Annotated in this window: 12 protein-coding genes; 6 read left to right on the top strand and 6 right to left on the bottom strand. The window is 72.8% G+C overall.

Annotated elements, in window-relative coordinates:
- Nucleotides 1–86 precede the first annotated feature (86 nt).
- The 4 genes from RBJ77_RS40250 to RBJ77_RS40235 all read right to left on the bottom strand — a co-directional run bounded on the left by RBJ77_RS40250 (nucleotide 87) and on the right by RBJ77_RS40235 (nucleotide 6,948).
- Nucleotides 87–3,059: a hypothetical protein gene (locus tag RBJ77_RS40250; protein ID WP_372349500.1), complete on the bottom strand. Its 2,973-nt coding sequence runs from the start codon at nucleotides 3,057–3,059 to the stop codon at nucleotides 87–89.
- A 12-nt stretch (nucleotides 3,060–3,071) separates the two neighbouring features.
- Complete coding sequence (locus RBJ77_RS40245; protein ID WP_372349499.1) at nucleotides 3,072–4,907, bottom strand: HSP90 family protein; 1,836 nt, start codon at nucleotides 4,905–4,907, stop codon at nucleotides 3,072–3,074.
- Between the two features lie 50 nt (nucleotides 4,908–4,957).
- Nucleotides 4,958–5,944: a hypothetical protein gene (locus RBJ77_RS40240; protein WP_372349498.1), complete on the bottom strand. Its 987-nt coding sequence runs from the start codon at nucleotides 5,942–5,944 to the stop codon at nucleotides 4,958–4,960.
- A 167-nt stretch (nucleotides 5,945–6,111) separates the two neighbouring features.
- Complete coding sequence (locus RBJ77_RS40235; RefSeq protein ID WP_372349497.1) at nucleotides 6,112–6,948, bottom strand: alpha/beta fold hydrolase; 837 nt, start codon at nucleotides 6,946–6,948, stop codon at nucleotides 6,112–6,114.
- 200 nt (nucleotides 6,949–7,148) lie between these two features.
- Between RBJ77_RS40235 and RBJ77_RS40230 the strand changes: the two genes are divergently transcribed.
- The 5 genes from RBJ77_RS40230 to RBJ77_RS40210 all read left to right on the top strand — a co-directional run bounded on the left by RBJ77_RS40230 (nucleotide 7,149) and on the right by RBJ77_RS40210 (nucleotide 14,336).
- Nucleotides 7,149–9,875, top strand: a complete 2,727-nt coding sequence (locus RBJ77_RS40230) for an AAA family ATPase (protein WP_372349496.1) — start codon at nucleotides 7,149–7,151, stop codon at nucleotides 9,873–9,875.
- 118 nt (nucleotides 9,876–9,993) lie between these two features.
- A complete protein-coding gene (locus tag RBJ77_RS40225) occupies nucleotides 9,994–10,707 on the top strand; it encodes an alpha/beta fold hydrolase (protein WP_372349495.1) in 714 nt (237 codons plus the stop codon).
- A gap of 60 nt (nucleotides 10,708–10,767) precedes the next feature.
- Entirely contained in the window at nucleotides 10,768–12,042 is a 1,275-nt protein-coding gene (locus RBJ77_RS40220; RefSeq protein WP_372349494.1) for an ABC transporter substrate-binding protein, read from the top strand.
- A gap of 112 nt (nucleotides 12,043–12,154) precedes the next feature.
- On the top strand, nucleotides 12,155–13,174 hold the full coding sequence (locus RBJ77_RS40215; RefSeq protein ID WP_372349493.1) for a helix-turn-helix domain-containing protein: 1,020 nt from the start codon (nucleotides 12,155–12,157) through the stop codon (nucleotides 13,172–13,174).
- 181 nt (nucleotides 13,175–13,355) lie between these two features.
- A complete protein-coding gene (locus tag RBJ77_RS40210) occupies nucleotides 13,356–14,336 on the top strand; it encodes an alpha/beta hydrolase (protein WP_372349492.1) in 981 nt (326 codons plus the stop codon).
- Between the two features lie 191 nt (nucleotides 14,337–14,527).
- On the opposite strand, the gene RBJ77_RS40205 is transcribed toward RBJ77_RS40210, so the two are convergent.
- Complete coding sequence (locus RBJ77_RS40205) at nucleotides 14,528–15,385, bottom strand: alpha/beta fold hydrolase (RefSeq protein ID WP_372349491.1); 858 nt, start codon at nucleotides 15,383–15,385, stop codon at nucleotides 14,528–14,530.
- 82 nt (nucleotides 15,386–15,467) lie between these two features.
- Nucleotides 15,468–16,187, bottom strand: coding sequence for an alpha/beta fold hydrolase (locus RBJ77_RS40200; RefSeq protein WP_372349490.1), 720 nt, complete (start codon nucleotides 16,185–16,187; stop codon nucleotides 15,468–15,470).
- A gap of 373 nt (nucleotides 16,188–16,560) precedes the next feature.
- On the opposite strand from RBJ77_RS40200, the gene RBJ77_RS40195 reads away from it, so the two are divergent.
- Nucleotides 16,561–16,992: an SsgA family sporulation/cell division regulator gene (locus tag RBJ77_RS40195; protein WP_372349489.1), complete on the top strand. Its 432-nt coding sequence runs from the start codon at nucleotides 16,561–16,563 to the stop codon at nucleotides 16,990–16,992.
- Nucleotides 16,993–17,062: the final 70 nt, after the last annotated feature.

The following is a 17,062-nucleotide window of genomic DNA, read 5'->3' as shown; positions in this document are numbered from 1 at the left end:
GGTCGTTCGGTACGCGGCTATCGCCGGAAGCGCGGGAGCGGCAGGTGGAGGGCCGTGCGAGCACGGCCCTCCACCTGCCGCCCTTGTCACTCGTCGCGCAGCCGTGCCGCCAGCTCGGTCAGGGGTGCGCGCTCCTCGGGGCGGTTCAGGTCCGTGAGGCGGCGGATCGCCGTGTCGAGGCGGGTGAGGGCGGGGGCGGTGCGCTTCAGGTAGAGGCCCTCGACGACGCTCGCGAGGCGCACCGACTCCGCCCACTCGTCGACGTGGCCGTCCTCGGGGCCCGGCTCCCCCAGCAGGCCGAGGGTCTTCTCCAGGGCCGCCAGGGATTCCTCGTACGCGCCGACGTAGGCGTGCACGCGGCCGTGCTCGTAGGACAGGGCGGAGTCCAGCGAGCGGCCCCGCGCCTGGTATCCGGCCGCGCGGGCCTCGTCGGCCACCCGGGCCGCGTCGGACAGCAGGGCGAGAACCTCGTCCAGACTGTCCGCACCCTGTTGCTGGGCCTGGAGCCGGGCGACCTCGCGCAGACTGTTGCTGACGTTCTCGTAGTTCGGGGCCTCGGCGTGGGCGGCCAGGGCCTTGCCCAGGGCGTCGCGCGCCGCGCCGAACTCACCGGACTCGGCGAGGAGCATGGCCGTCTCCGCGGCGATCATCGCGTGGCTGCCCGGGTCGTCGTCCCAGCCGGCCGACTCGGCCGCGAGGACGACGAACTCCGCCGTGGCGGCCTTGAGGTCGCCCCCCGCGTGCAGGGCGCGAGCGCGGGTCAGGCGCAGCTGGGCGGTGAGCCGGTCGTCCAACTCGCCCGTGCTGATGTCAGGTTCGACGAGGACGGAGTCCAGCAGGGCGATGCAGTCCTCGATCCGGCCCAGGTCGAGGCTGAGCTGCGCCGCGGCGCTGTACGAGCAGAAGCCGTCCATCCGGCTGTCCTCGCGCAGCTGGAACTCCGCGGCGCGCGTCAGGTGCCGCAGGGCGTCGTCGGGGCGGCCCAGGTGCATGCAGGCTTCCGCCATGTCGCCGTGCAGACGGCCCCGGTCGACCGTGCGGGCGGGCCAGTCGGCGGCCAGCCGCAGGGCCTCGGCCAGGTCCGCGTGGGCGGCCTGCGCGTCGCGCAGGCCGAGCTGTACGCGGCCGCGCAGGCCCAGGGTGCGGGGCAGGTGCCAGGCGGGGCCCTGCGCCCGCAGCAGGTCGAGCAGGGCGTCGATCTCGGTGACCGCGGCGGGCAGGTCACCGGTGATGGCGTGGGTGCTGGCCCGCAGCAGCCGGGCGCCGGAGATCTGCGTGGCGATGTCGTGCCGGACCGCGAACGCCTGCAACTGGTCCACTTCCGCGACGACGGCCGTCGCGTGGTCCTCGCCGGGCGACGTCTGCAGGCGGAGCCCGGCCGAGGTCGCCCGCAGCCGCAGCAGCCGCGCCTCCAGCACCGGTGCGAGACCGGTGGCCTCTTCCTGGAGGCGCACGACGGTCGCGAGGGCCTCGGTCAGTGCCGCTGCCCCCGCCGCCCTCCCCGCGGCGACGGCCGACTCGTCCTCGTCGGTGCCGGGACGCCTCTGCACCAGCTGTTCGGCGGCGGCCACGGCTCCACCGGCGCGGCAGAGCACCGCCCGGTCCGGCAGCCCCGCGTCCTCGTAGAGCCCGGCCGCCTCCTCGTACAGCTCGACGGCGGCGGCGTGGTCGTCCTTGGTCCAGGCCCGCTCCGCCTCGTCGTTCAGCAGATCGGCACGCAGGTGGACGAGCGTGCCGACGCCCGGGGCGTCGGGGTGGACGTAGTCGCGGGCCGCGGCGAGCGTGCGCAGGCGCGCCCAGCACGCGTCCGCGTCCGGGTGGCCCTGCTCCTCCAACTCCCGTGCCCGCACGATGATGTCGGGCAGCGACTCGGGGACCGCCGCGGCGGTCCGGGCGGTGCGGGCGGCGGCCGGGGCGAGGGGCTCCGCCACGTCGTCGAGGCTGCGGGTGCGCAGGGTCAGTTCCAGCGCGTCCAGGAGCGGGGCACGCTCCAGGCGGGCGCGGCGGCGGTCGGCGTGCGCCGTGGTGCCGTTGCGGGCGTCGAAGCGTGCGGCGAGGTCGTCGGCGCGGCGGCGTACTTCGGTGTGGAGGTCGGCCACGGTCCAGGTGCGGCCCGCGTAGCCGACGGTGGGGAGCTCGCCCCGGTCCAGGGACACGATGCGCCGCAGGAGGACCTCGACGCCGGTGAGGAAGTCGAGCTGGTCCTGCGGCGAGTCCACCTCGTCGAACAGGCTCCGGTTCTCGCCGAGCAGCTCAAGTCCGCGCGCCTCGTTGCCGGTCAGGGCGCAGAACTCGAGGTGGCGGCCGACCTCGCCGGACATCGAGGGGTTGCGGCGGCAGGCCCGGTATCCGGCGAGGTGCAGCTCGCGGGCCCGGTCGGCGTCACCGGTGCGCAGGAGCGGCAGCAGGGCGTGGGAGACGGAGCGGGCGGGCTCCTCCTGGCAGGAGTCCTTGCCCCGCAGGACGGGGTCCCAGACACGCAGGGCCCGCGCGTCGTCGCCCGCCGCGAGGTGGAAGAGGGCCCGCTCGCAGATCTCGCAGGCCTCGCAGTCGCTGAGCCGGCTGCGGGTGCGGCCCGCCCACAGCTCGTAGGCGAGAGCGGTGTTCTCACCGGTGTGCGCGGCGAGTTGGTAGGCCTGCCCGTAGTACGGCTGGAGGTCGAGGCCTGCCTTGACGTACCGGTCGCGCATCTCGACCAGCCACTGGCGCAGGCTGGTCAGCGGCACCTCGGGCAGCGCGCGCAGGGCGTTCGCCACCCACTTGAAGCGCCAGAAGAGCAGGTGGCGCAGGCGCTCGTCGAAGACGTCGGGCTGTTCGTCGAACAGGTTGAGGACGCGGGCGAAGACGACGGGCGACTTACGGGGTTCGGAGCCGTAGGTGTACGCCTCCTGCAGTTCGAGGAGCGCGCACACCAGGGCGGCCGGATCCTCGAACTGCTCGGCGGCGTCGACCAGTTCCTCGGCCGTGACGGTGCGGGTGCGGCCGTAGGGACGCTGGTCGTTCTCGTGCAGCGCCTCGTAGAGCTCGTCGGTGTTCTGGGGAAGGGAAGCGGTCGGCATCGTCGGCGGTCCTTAGCTGTCCTTGCGAAGGGCGTGGGCGAGGAGATCGAGGAACGAGCGGTTGATGAGGCTCGACTCGGCGGGCCTGAGCGGGCGCCGGGAGAGCATCGCGGCCTGCCCGTAGAGGGCTTCGGCGCTGGTGCGGGCCAGCTCGGGCTCCTCGATGGTGACGGCGGTGCGGACCAGCGGGTTGAGCTGGTTGAGGATCAGCTGGGCGCGCGGGGCCTCCTGGCGCAGGGCGCCGAGGATGTCGCCCCACAGGCCGCCTTCCTGCTCGCGGGCGAGCTGGGAGCGGGTGCGCTCGTGCCGGGCCTCGCGGCTGTCGACGAGCAGGGCGGGCGCCGAGGCGGGCTGGAAGGTGCGCAGCGCGACGTCGCAGTCGAAGACGGCGAGGGCGTCGCGTGCGCGGGCGAGATAGGTCGCGGCGGCCAGTTCCGTCTCGCGGTCGACGGGGTCGAGGTGGGCGGTGAGGGTCTCCGGGTCGAGGTCCGACACGGAGACCTCGGGCCGGATCTCGGGCAGCCGCCGGACGAGTTCGCGGTCGTACGTGTAGCCGCCGTTGACGACGCCGAGCCCGGCGGCCGAGGCGATGGCGGCGACCTGCCGGAACTCCTCCACGCTTGAGGTGACGAGCACCGTGCGGTGGGTGCGGGCGAACTCGTCGAGGGTGGCGTGTCCCGCGGTGGTCTCGAAGGGCAGCCAGGGCAGCAGCATCCGCAGCATCTCGTCGTCGTGCACGGCGAGGGACTTCACGGCCAGGTGGTGGACCTGGAGGAAGCGGGCGAGCAGATCCGGGTCCTCGGCGGCGGCCCGGGCGATCCAGGCGCGCAGCCGCTCGGCGAGCGCGTCACGGACGGCGGCGAGGGTGTCGTCCTCGTACAGCGCCTCGCGGGACGCCGTGGGGCGCAGGCTCTCGGCGTCGACCACGCACCGGACGAAGAACGCCCAGTCGGGCAGGATCTCCTCGGCCTGCTCGGACAGCAGCATGCCCTTGACGTGCACGCGGTGCCCGTGGCGGCGGCCGCCCGGTACCGCTTCGGGCAGGATGCAGGCGATGCCCTTGAGTCCGACGGCCGGCAGATCGAGTTCGATGGTGTCCAGCGGCGTGAAACCGAAGGTCTCCTCGCCGTACGCGGCGAGCGCGCGGGCCCGGGCTCCGGGCGTGGGGTGGCTGCGGGACCAGGGGGCGGGCTCGGGGTTGACGGGCACGGGCGTGCCGCCCGCGACCCCGTCGTCGAAGGTCACCGGGTGGCGCAGCAGCGATCCGAAGTGCCGGGCCAGGGCGTGCACCTGGGCCGGCCGGGTCCACTCGGCCGCGTCGGCGCGGGGGGTCAGCGTGACGGTCGTCCCGGGCCGGGGCCGGGCGGAGGCGGGCAGCGCGCGGACGGTGTACGAGCCGTCACCGCGGCCCCGCCACTCCACGGCGGGTGCGCCGGGGGTGCGGGCGGAGCGGCTGACGACGTGGATCTCGTCCGCGACCAGGAAGCAGGAGAGCAGTCCGATGCCGAACTGGCCGATGAAGTCGGCGCGTTGCTCGGCGATCCGCTCGGCACGCTTGCTGCTGCGGCCGATGGTGGCGAGGAAGGTGTGCACGTCGGCCTCGGTGAGGCCGACGCCGTCGTCCTCGATCCGCACCAGTGAGCCGTCGGCGTACAGACGGATGCCGAACTCGCCCGCGGGGGCCGCGGGTTCGAGGGAGTGGCGGGCGGTCAGCGCGTCGACCGCGTTCTGCATCAGCTCGCGCAGGTAGACGCGGGGGCTGGAGTAGAGGTGGTGGGACAGCAGGTCGACGAGGCCGCGCAGGTCGACCTGGAAGGTGCGGTCGGCGGCGGTGTCGTGCAGAGTCATCGGGCAGTCCGGAGGCAGTGAGCGGCAGGGGCGGAGTGGGCGGGACGGACTCAGACGTGGCGCCGGAAGCGGGCGTACGTCTTCTCCGGTTCCGTCATGTAGATCCACGGCCACGAGGTGAAGGCCCCGTCCAGCTCGTGGAAGACGCGCGAGGCGACGACGCCCTCGTTCGACAGCGCGAGGGCCAGCGCGAAGATGCTGAAGTCGTGCTGCCAGCCGGGGCGGCGCTCGTAGCCGGGGTGGAGGATGCTGCGCTGGGCCGCTTCCCTCAACTCGCCCTGGATCTGCGGCGTGTCGAGGCGGTCGTATCGGTCCGACTCCACCCAGTCCTCGATGTGCGCCATGGGGATCGCACAGCCGATGCGATGCCCGTCGGGCGCACCGGAGAAGGCCTTGCGGGCGAAGGCCAGGGCCTGCCCCGGCTCGCCGCTCCAGCGGGGCTGCAACTGCGAGATCCGCTCGATGTGCACTTCCAGGTCGAGCGGGTCACGGCGCACGGCGGCGTCGAACCGGGTGTCGTTCACCGCGGGGCCGAGCGACATGCCGCGGCCGGAGGTGAGCAGACGACGCCACGGCGTCACCCACTCGGGCCGCAGCTCGGCGGCCTCGAACAGCTGCTCCTCGGCCAGCTGGAGACGCTCGTGGAAGACGCGCCACTGGTCCTCCGAGACGTCCTTGGCGCGTGCGGAGGTGCGGGCCTCCCAGCCCCAACTGATGTGCCGCGCCCCGGATATCAGCAGTGCGGTCGCCCGGTCCTCCTTGTCCTCCTCGACGGCCCGGCCGATCCAGTCCTGCACCCCGTCGAGGTCGGCCAGTTCATCGAGGACGAGGTGGTCGCGCCCGAGGTCGAACGGGGCCAGTGCCTCCTTGACCGCGCTCCAGTCCCCCGCGTCGGCCGCCTCCACGAGGGCGAGCACGCGCGTGTCCCCGAGGGCTCGCAGCCGGTACACCCCGTGGGTCCGCTTGCGCGGGGCCGCCAGGGCGTACGGATCCGCCGGCGCCCCTCCCTCACCCCTGCCGAACAGCTTGCCGAACATGCCGTGCCCTCCCCAGGTCCCGCACAATCGTTCGCGCAGCATAAGCGGCACCTCTGACAACGGCTCCACAGGGTGCCCGGGGCGGCACTCGGGCGTCCGGCCGGAGCCGGTGGGGTCCTCTCCGGGTCCGTTCCGTGCCGCCCGTCCGGGCGGCACGGAACGGTGGTTCACTTCGCCAGGAAGGCGAGCAGCGCCGCGTTGACCTCCTCCGCGTGCGTCCACAGCAGACCGTGCGGGGCGTTCTCGATCTCCACGTAGTCGGCGGCCGGGAGCGCCTTGTGGAAGGCGCGGGCCGTGCCCTCGACCGGCAGGATGCGGTCGGCGGTGCCGTGCACGATCAGGGCCGGCACGTCGATCGCCGGGATGTCGCCCCGGAAGTCGGTGTACCAGGTGGACGGCGCGGCCGCCGCCGCGAACCAGCCGCCGCCTGCCGCGACGTCCCAGCTGTGGCGCACGGCCTCCTCGCTGATGCGCGTGCCGAGGTTCTCGTCGAGGTTGTAGAAGTCCTGGTAGAAGGCGGTGTAGTAGGCGTAGCGGTCGGCCTTGACCGCGGCCACGACACCGTCGAAGAACTCCTTCGGGGCGACCCCGTCGGGGTTGTCGTCGGACTTGAGGAGGCAGGGTTCGAGGGAGGCCAGGAAGGCGACCTTGGCGACCCTGTCCGTGCCGTACGTCGCGACGTAGCGGGCGACCTCGCCGCTGCCCATCGAGAAGCCGACCAGGACGGCGTCCCGTACGTCGAGTCTCTCCATGACCGCGTTCAGGTCCGCGGCGAAGGTGTCGTAGTCGTAGCCGGTCGTCGGCTGGCTCGACCGCCCGAAGCCACGACGGTCGTACGTGATGACCCGGTAGCCCGCGTCGAGGAGCGCCGCGCTCTGCCGCTCCCAGGAGTGGCCGTCGAGCGGGAATCCGTGGATGAGGACCACGGCCTGGCCGGTCCCGTGGTCCTCGTAGTAGAGGTCGATCGGGGTGGAGTTCTCCTGGCCCACAGTGAGGTAGGACATGGTCTGTTTCCTGCTCCTTCGTCGCGTTCGGCGGTGCTGGAAGGAGGCTAGGAAGCGAGCGGGCGCACGGATTGCCCAAGAGCGCCTCGCCAATTGCCCACGAGCGCCCTGACCAGGGAAGATCACGATTCATGCGCACGCATGGACCGGTTACAGTGCACTGATGGTCAATTGGTCGGCGAGCACAAACGGGAACAAGCATGGGAGAAGCGGACAGATCCCTGTCGCGTAGTGGTCTGCGCGGCCGTGAGGCCGAGCTCGGTCAGCTCGATGCGTTGATCCGCTCCGTGGCCCGCGACGGCAGCGGCCGTCTGGCCCTGCTGCGCGGCGAGCCGGGCATCGGCAAGACCACCCTGCTCACGGAGACCGTCGCCCGGGCGGAGGCGGCCGGATTCTCCGTCGGCGTCGGCCGGGCCGACGAACTGCACCGCATGGTGCCGCTCTCCTCGCTGGCCGCCTGCGTGCTGCACGGTGACCGGCCCCTGCTGTCCCGCGAAGCCTTCGCGGATCTGGCCCACCGACCCGACCAGGGCATCTGGCTGGTGGAACGGCTGGCCGAGGCGATCGAGGACCGGGCCGGCCGGATGCCCGTACTGATCAGCCTGGACGACGCGCAGTGGGCCGATCCGCTCAGCCGGTTCGCGCTGCAGCAACTGCCGGCCCGGCTCCGGACCTCACCCGTGCTGTGGCTGCTGACCGCGCGTCCTGACGCCTCGGGACCGGCCGAGGCCGTCGCCGCGGCCGCCGAGTCCCAACTGCCCACCGTCACCGTCCCCCTGGGCCCGCTCTCCGCGTCGGCCGTCACCCAGCTCGCCGGTGACACCCTCGGGTCGTCCGTCGGCCGACCCGTGAGGGACCTGCTCGACGGGGCGGGCGGCAACCCGTTCCTGGCCGTCGAGATGCTCGCCGGACTGCCGGCCGCCGGGGACGGCGACGTACCGTCCGGTCTCGTCGTCGGCGTGCGCGGCAGGCTCGGCTCGCTGCACCCGGACACCCTGCGGTTCCTGCAGATGGGCTCGGTCCTCGGGCGCGCGTTCGCCTTCCGCGACGCCGCCGCGCTGTGCGACCGGCCCGTCGCGTCGCTGCTCACCGCCCTCGACGAAGCCGTCCGCACCGGGCTCCTGGACGACGACGGCGAGCATCTCGTCTTCCGCCACGACCTGCTGCGGCAGGCCGTCTACGCCGACATCCCCCGGTCCGCCCGGACGGCTCTGCACCGCGAGGCCGCGCGCATCATGGTGGCCGCCGAGCGCCGGCCGATCGACGCGGTGCCGCACATCCTCAAGGGGGCCACGACCGGCGACGAGGAGGCCGTGGCGCTGCTGCGGCGCGCCGCCGACGACATCGTGCCCGTCACGCCCGGCCTCGCCGCCGACCTGATGACACACGCCCTGGAACTGGTGCCGGTGGCCCGCCCGCTCCGCTTCACCCTGGGCGAGTCGGCCATCCGGTACCTGACGCAGGCGGGCCGGAACCGGGAAGCGCTGGCGACGGGCGACCGGCTCCTCGCGGAGCGGCCACCGCTGGCGGAGTTCGGCCGGCTCCAGGCGGCCCTGGGCGGGACGCTGTGGGCCATGGACCTCGCCGGTGAGCTGCGCCGCAGGACCGAGGCCGCGCTCACCGCACTCGGCGCCTACTCCGAGATCTCGGCCCGGCTCGCCGCACACCGTGCGCTGTCCCTCTCCCGCGAACAGGATCTGGACGCGGCACGCGAGGCCGGCGAGGCCGCACTGCGGGCCGCCACGGCCGCCGGCGACCGTGAGGCGCACCTCCTCGCGCTGTCCTCGCTCGGCGAGATCGCGCAGAACGCCGGGGACAGCGCCGCCGCCCTCGACCGCTTCACCGCGCTGAGCACACTCGATCCCGCCTTCCTGCCGGAGGCGATCGTCGCGCACCTGCACCGCGACGACTTCGGATCCGGCGAGCGCCTGCTCCTGCGGGCGTCCGACGCCACGGTGATCCGCCAGGCGATGCTGGAGTGGGCCCGCAGCCAGCACGATCTGGGGCTCGGGCGGCTCGACGACGCGGAGGCCGCCCTCGTGACCATGGAGCGTCTGGAGAACGAGGTGCGGGTCTCCGTCCAGCAGGTCAACGGACGGGTGCTGCGCTCCCGGATCGCCCTGATGCGCGGCGAGAACGAGACGGCGCGGCAGCACCTGGCCGCGGCGCAGGAAGGCCTCGCGGCCAAACCGAATCCCGGGAACACCGCCGCCGTACGGTTCCTGGAGGCCCTGCACGCCGAGGCCGACGGCGACATCGGCCGGGCCGTCGACCGCATCCGGGACGTCCAGCGGGCGAACCCGTTCCTGCGCTGGCGGCTGCTGCGCACCGATGTCGCGGCAGCGGTGCGCACCGCGCTGCGCGGCGGAGCGCACGAGCTCGCGGAGGACCTGGCGGCACAGGCCGAGGCGCACGCGGACCGGAACCCGGCCGTGCCCACCGCGGCCGGTCTCGCCGTCCAGGCCCGCGCCCTCGTGACCGGTGACCCGGCCCTGCTCGAACACGCCGCGAAACTCCTCGACAGCGGCCCCCGCCCCCTGCTCCGGGCGGCCGCGCACGCCGATCTGGGCCGTGCGCTGCTGGAGGCCGGCGAGAAGGACCGGGCGTCGGCCGCACTGACCCTGGCCCGCGACCTGTTCTCCGGGTGCGGCGCCCACGCCGAGGCGGCTCACGTCCGACGCGCCCCGGGCAGCCGCCGGGCGGCGGCCGTCCCGCGCCCCGTCCAGGGCTGGGCGGCGCTGACCGCCTCCGAGCGGAAGATCGCCCGCCTGGTCGCCCAGGGGCACACCAACCGGTCGGCCGCCGACCTGCTCGTCCTCTCGCCGCACACGGTCAACACCCACCTGACCGCCGTGTTCCGCAAGCTGTCGGTCAATTCCCGGGTCCAGCTCGCCAACCTGGTCACGGCCCTGCCGGACGCCGACTGAACGCAGCCGGCCGGCGGGACAGGTTGGTACGTTCACGCGATGTACCGCCGTGCCCGGGGCATTTGGCTGGTCTTCCCCACAACGCTCGTCCCCGTCGACGTCCGGAGGTCACCCGGGCATGCATCCCAACTGTTCCGCGCCACCGACCGCCGTCCTGGTGCACGGCGCTTTCGCCGACACCTCGATCTGGGCCGAGGTCAGCCACCTGCTCGACTCCGCCGGAGTGGCCGTGCGCACCCCGGCCGTCCCCCTGCGCGGACTGGCGCAGGACGCCGCTCACCTCCGTGCGGTGGTCCGGGACATCGACGGCCCGGTCGTCCTCGTCGGCCACGACTACAGCGGCGCGGTCATCAGCCAGGCCTCGGCCGGCACCGATCACGTCGTCGCCCTCTGCTACGTCGCCGGGTTCGGCCTGGACGACGGCGAGTGCGTCCAGGACGTCATGGACCGGTTCGCGCCCGCCCCCGTGGCCGCGGCCGGCTTCACCGCCGCCGCCCCGGCCTTCAACGAACTCCGGCTCAGCGACGAGGAGTTCGCCCGGCTCTACGCCGCCGGCCTGCCGCCCGGACAGGTGGCGGCGCTGTCCGCGGCGCAGCGCCCGATCGCCCGCGCCGCGCTGACGGACCGGTCGGGCCCGCCGGCCTGGGCGGCGCAGCCCTGCTGGTACGCCGTCACCCTCGCCGACCGCATCGTCCATCCCACGGCCCAGCGCTTCATGGCCCAGCGCATGGCGGCCACCGAGCACCTCGTGGACGCCTCGCACGCCGTCGCCCGGTCACACCCCTCGGCCGTGGCCGCGATGATCCAGGAAGCTGCAGGTCAGAGGGAATGACACGGCATAATCTGCACCGTAGAACCCTCTTGCCGCACCTCTGAACGGAAACCTCCGGACGTGGCCACGAACAGTCCCCCAGTACGCCGCGCGATCCGTCGCCGGACCCGACGCCCGGGCCCACTCGCCGCCCGGCTGTCCGCCGCCACGACGGCGCTGGTCCTGGCCGCCGTCGGATGCTCCGGCGAGGCGGGCGACAAGCAGGCCACCTCCCTCACCGTGCTGAACTACTACACGGACGCGTCCGAGCACCGGCAGTGGGGCGACCTGCTCGCCTCCTGCGGCCGTTCCGCGGACGTCGAGGTCGAGCAGACGAGCGTCCCGCCGGCCGACCTCGTCCCCCGCATCCTGCGGCAGGCGTCGGCGCGCACCCTGCCGGACCTGCTGATGATCGACAACGCCGACCTCCAACAGATCGCGCAGAGTGGGGCCCTGACCCCGCTGGAGGAGTTCGACGTCGACACCCGTGGCTTCGCCGACGGCATCCTGTCGGCGGGCACGTACGACGGGAAGGTGTACGGGCTCGCCCCTTACGTCAGCACGCTCGCGCTCTTCTACAACAAGAAGATGCTCGCCGAGGCCGACGTCCCCGTCCCGCGGACCTGGGACGAGTTGCGGACGGCCGCCGCCCGCCTGACCGACGGCGACCGCTACGGCATGGCCGTCGACGCGAACCCCACGTTCGAGAGCGCCTGGCAGTTCCTGCCCTTCCTGTGGTCCAACGGCGGCGACGAACGGCGGCTGGACAGCCCGCAGGCGGCCCAGGCCCTGCGGCTCTGGACCGACCTGGTGCGCGGCGGGTCCATGTCGAAGTCGGTCCTGAACTGGACGCAGGCCGACGTCCACGACCAGTTCGCCGCCGGCCGCGCGGCCATGATGCTCAACGGACCGTGGCGCATCCCCGAGCTCGACGAGGACCCGAACCTGGAGTGGGGTGTCGCACCCGTCCCCGTACCGCGGGCCGGCCAGTCTCCCGTCACCCCGCTCGGCGGCGAGGTCTGGACCGTGCCGCGCAGTGACTCCGCGGCACGGCAGAAGAAGGCCGCCCAGGTCCTCACTTGCATCAACAGCCCCTCGAACCAGCTCAAGCTGGCCGGACAGCACCACACCGTCCCGTCGCGCACCGCGGTCGCCGCCCAGTACGCGGAGCAGAACCCGGCCATGTCCGTGTTCGTGCGGAGCGTCGCCACCGCCCGGGTCCGCACCGCCGAACTCGGCGTCCGCTGGCCCCGGGCCGCGACCGGCATCTACACCGCGATCCAGTCCGCGCTGACCGGGCGGCAGACCCCGGAGCAGGCTCTCCGGGAGGCGCAGCGCACCGCGACCGCCGACTGACCTGCCGGGGTCCGGGGCGGTGGCGCGCCGATCTAGCGGGTTCACGCGATGCGCCGCGCCCGGCCCGCTGACACCGTGGTGCCCCAGGCTCACGAGTCGAAAGGCAGTCACCATGGCGCCGGATCCTCAGGACGGGAACGTGGACAGCGTCGCCCTCGGCAGTTACGACACCGTTGCTTCCCTGCCCGCCTCGCACAGGCGCGCGTACTGGCGCGACGCGCTGTCCCGCACCTTCGGGGCCGTGCACATCTCCGTTCCCGAGGAAGTGCAGCACGGCACGATCCGCGCCACGCCGCTCGACCGGCTGCGGGCCGTGACCGTGACCGGCGACTGCCAGGACGCCCTGCGCACCCGCCGTCAGACCGGCCAGGACGGCCAGGACGAGTACGTGGTCGTCAAGCTGATCGACCAAGGTGTCGCCCGTCTCGAACAGGACGGCCGCGAGGCGGTCCTGCAGCCCGGGGACATCGCCGTCTACGACCTCTCGCGCCCGCTCAGACTGCACCTGCCCCAGTCCTTCCGCACCAAGTCGCTGGCGCTGCCGCGGCACGCCCTGGGCCTGAGCGATTCCGACATCGCGCAGATCACCGCCCGCCCGCTGGCCGCCGACTCCCCGCTCGCGGGCTTGATCTCACCGTTCCTGTCCGGCTTCGTGGACGGCGCCGGAACCTATCCGTCGCGCGTCGGCGAGCTGATGGCCCGTAACGTCATCGACCTGCTCGGTGTCCTGACCGACGAGGTGCTCGGCAACACGGCCACGGAGTCGGCCGGCGGGAACAGGGCCCTGCTCCTGCGCATCAAGGCCTACATCGACGAGCGCCTCGCGGACCCCGGGCTGAGCCCGCAGTCCATCGCCGCGGACCATCACATCTCCCTGCGCTACCTGCACAAACTGTTCGAGAGCGAGGACGCGACGGTCGGCCGCTGGATCCAGCGCCGCCGTCTCGAGGAGTGCCGGCGCGCCCTCACCGTCCACCGGCACGCCACGATCGCGGCGATCGCGAGCCGCTGGGGATTCACCAGCGCCGCCCATTTCAGCCGGGTGTTCCGGTCGGCGTACGGGATCTCGCCCCGCGAGTGGCGCGGGGCCCAGGAGCTGACGATCCCGGCGGCACGTCTGGTCGACGCCTGACGCTCGGGCACCGTGATGCACCCCCAGTTCAGAACTGGTGCGCGCACAGACAATGTCGCCCTTTCCCGCCCACCTACGGTACTTCCGACAGTTCCGCGGCACGCCGCGCCGTAGGTACCCGGCGTCCTGCTGAACAGCACCGAACCGAACGGCACCGAGCCACCACCTCAGGAGACCCCTCATGTCCGACGCCACCACCCCCACCACCCCTGCCGAACCCGTTCTGGAGCCGGCCGCGGCCGCGTTCGCGGAGGCCACCGCGAACCCGCCGTACCTGTTCGACCTGGCGCCCGCGGAGGGCCGCAAGGCCGTCGACGAGGTGCAGTCCGGCGAGATCGCCAAGCCGGACGTCGACGAGGAATGGATCACCGTCGCGGGCGGCCCCACCGGCAGCGTCCGCGCCCGCATCGTCCGCCCCGCCGGCGTCCAGGGCACCCTGCCGGTCATCCTCTACATCCACGGCGCGGGCTGGGTGTTCGGCAACGCCCACACCCACGACCGGCTGGTCCGCGAACTCGCCGTCGGCGCGAACGCGGCCGTCGTCTTCCCCGAGTACGACCTCTCGCCCGAGGCCCGCTACCCCGTCGCCATCGAGCAGAACTACACCGTCGCCCAGTGGATCGTCGGCCAGGGTGCCACGAAGAACCTCGACGGCACCCGCCTCGCGGTGGCCGGCGACTCGGTCGGCGGCAACATGAGCGCCGCCCTGACCCTGATGGCCAAGGAGCGCGGCGACGTCCCGCTGCTGCACCAGGTCCTGTTCTACCCGGTCACCGACGCCGCCTTCGACACCCCCTCCTACCACCAGTTCGCCACCGGCTACTTCCTGCGCCGCGACGGCATGCAGTGGTTCTGGGACCAGTACACGACCGATGAGACCGAACGCGCCCAGATCACCGCTTCCCCGCTGCGCGCCACCACCGACCAGCTCACCGCCCTGCCCCCGGCCCTGATCATCACCGGCGAGGCCGACGTCCTGCGCGACGAGGGCGAGGCCTACGCCAACAACCTCCGCGCCGCCGGCGTCCCCGTCACCGCCGTCCGCTTCCAGGGCATCATCCACGACTTCGTCATGCTCAACGCCCTGCGCGACACCCACGCCGCCCAAGCCGCCATCACCCTCGCCATCACCACCCTGCGCGGGGCCCTGCACGCGGGCTGACCTGACTCCTCACCCACACTGCGCCCGGTGCACGCGGACTCGCTTCCGCGTGCACCGGGCGTTGGTGCGCCGCCTGCCAAGGCCTGGTCGGGGCCGTGACGTCCTCGGCGATCGTGCGCCGGCGGGCATGGCGGAGGCCCCGCAGCCGAGGGAACGGGCTGCGGGGCCTCTGGGGGGTGGCGACGGTCTGGTCAGCGGCCGGGACGAACGGAACGGACCGCACGCCGGATCAGGTCGGTGACCGGTCCGGGATCGCTCACGGACACGGCGTGCGGGGCGCGGACGGTCACGGTGTGGGCCCGGGCACGCTGGGCCATCCAACGCTCGGCGGCGGGCGGGATGTTGCGGTCCTCGGTGGCGACGAGGTACCAGCTGGGGATGGTCTTCCACGCGGCCGCGGTGGCGGGCTCCTGGAGCGCGGCGAGCGTGATCGGGCGCTGTCCCGCTGCCATGACCTGCGCGGTCCGGACGGGAACACCGTCCGCGAACTGCTTGCGGAACAGGTCCTTCTTGATGACCAGTTCCGCTGCCTGCTGCCCGCCCGCGAGCGGGTAGTACTGGGTGACGGTGGCCTGGCCCAGCGTGCTCCCGGGGAACCTGTCGGTGAGCTGGAGCGCGCTCTCGCCCACCTCGGGGACGAACGCGGCGATGTAGACGAGGGCCTTGACCTGGGGGGCGGTCGCCGCGGCCTGGCTGATGACCGCCCCGCCGTAGGAGTGCCCCACGAGCACGATCGGTCCGTCGATGCCGTCCAGCACGCTGCGGATGTAGGTCGCATCGCTGGCGAGCCCCCGCAGGGGCAGGGCGGGGGCCAGGACGTGGTGTCCCTCGCGCTGCAGACGCTCGATCACTCCGCTCCAGCTGGAGGCATCGGCGAAGGCTCCGTGGATCAGCACGATCGTGGGGGTGTCGCCGCGGCCGTGTGCCTTCCCCGGCGAGTGGGCTGTCGCGGCGGCCGGCGTGGCGGAGAGGGGGCCTGCGCTGCCCAGCGTGGCGGCTGCCGCGAGGATGGATGTGGTCACGGCGCGACGTGACATCGGTCGGTTCATGGTTCGCTCTCTGAAGGTCTCTGGAGGTCTCTGGAGGTCTCTGGAGGTCTCTGACGAGGGTGGGGGCCTGTGTGCGGAGGCCTCAGGCGGCGGTGGCCCGGGCGGCTTCCTCGATCAGGTCCACGACACTCTCGGGCCGGGCGAGCATCACCAGGTGCGACGAGTCCACCTCGACGGTGGTCATGCCGGCCCGCTCGTAGCCGTAGCGCTCCACGTCGGGGTTGATGGTGCGGTCGGCGGAGGCGACCAGGCCCCACGACGGCTTGGTCTTCCAGGCGGCGGCGGGGGCCGCGTCGGCGAAGGCCTGGGCCGCGAGCGGGCGCTGGGAGACGGCGAGCACGGCGGCGAGGTGGGGGTCGACGCCCGCGGCGAAGACGGCCGGGAACGCGTCCGGGCGCACCGACACGTCGGTGCCGGACTCGGTCGAGCTCTCGAACGGCGTGTAGACCAGCGCCGCGGCCAGGTCGGAGTCGGGGAAGCGACCCTGCAGTTCGCCGAGGCTCTCCCCTTCTTCGAGGGCGTATCCGGCCAGGTAGACGAGCGCCTGCACGTTGTCCTCCGTGCCGGCGACGGTGATGACGGCGCCGCCGTAGGAGTGGCCCACCAGGACGACGGGGCCGGAGATCTGGCGGACGACCGAGGCGATGTACGCGGCGTCACCGATCAGACTGCGGTTGGGGACGGCCGGGGCCACCACGTCGTAACCCTTGGCGATGAGCCGGGGGATGACCTCGGCGTAGCTGGAGGCGTCGGCGAACGCGCCGTGGACGAGGACGACGGTGGGCTTGGCGGCACGGGACATGGGAGATCCTTCGATGGTGTCGGGATGAGGTGCGCGGCAGCGTGTCGACGCCTGACGGAAGTGACTGGTCGACTCCGGTCCGCGGGTGCGCTGCGGGGAGGGTGCGATGCTCCACAGTCGGCATTGGCTGGGAGGGACCGGTCCACGCGGAAGGAACACTAGGGCCGCGCCGTGGGGCGACTTGTGCCTGTGCGCCCAGGTTCTTGCCTGTCCGTGCTCAGGCCGGAATCAGCGCAGGTGTCCGCACGTCGCGAGGCCGTGGTGGAAGTGCCTCCCCAGGCAATGTTCCGTGCGTTCCACGACAATCCTTCCCGCCGCCCGGCTTCTAGGGTCACGAGAAAGAATTTCTCTTCTCGGTCTTCGGAGAGACACCATGGAACAGCATCTCGGCACTGTCACGTGCCCGGTCACGGCACATGTCAGATCGCTCAACAAGCAGCCCATGCCCTTGCCCACGGAACTGCATTACCGGGTCACCGATCCCTATGCCGTCAGGATTTCCCTCGGCCCCACGGACGGCCCGCGTGTCCCCTGGGTCTTCGCCCGCGACCTGCTGGTCGAAGGGCTGCACCGCCCTACCGGCGCCGGGGACGTCCTGGTGCTTCCCGCACACGGACACCACCCGGACGCCCTTCGCGTCGTCCTCAAGAACGGGGCCGGAACTGCGCTGGTGGAGCTGGCCGTCGCGGAAGTGGCGGAATTCCTCCGCCGGACCTACGCCTTGGTGCCGGCCGGCACGGAGAGCGATCACCTGAATCTCGACAGCGCCATCACCGCTCTCATGGGCAGAAGCCCCCAGCCGTAATTCTCTCCCCTCCGTACGAATACATCGCAGAACAGGACCCTCCCTTGCCTCCGAAGAACACAGCCCCAGC

This window comes from Streptomyces sp. KL116D (assembly GCF_030766975.1).
GTDB classification, from domain to species: Bacteria; Actinomycetota; Actinomycetes; order Streptomycetales; family Streptomycetaceae; genus Streptomyces; species Streptomyces longispororuber_A.
This window is presented reverse-complemented; position numbering and strand designations above follow the sequence as displayed.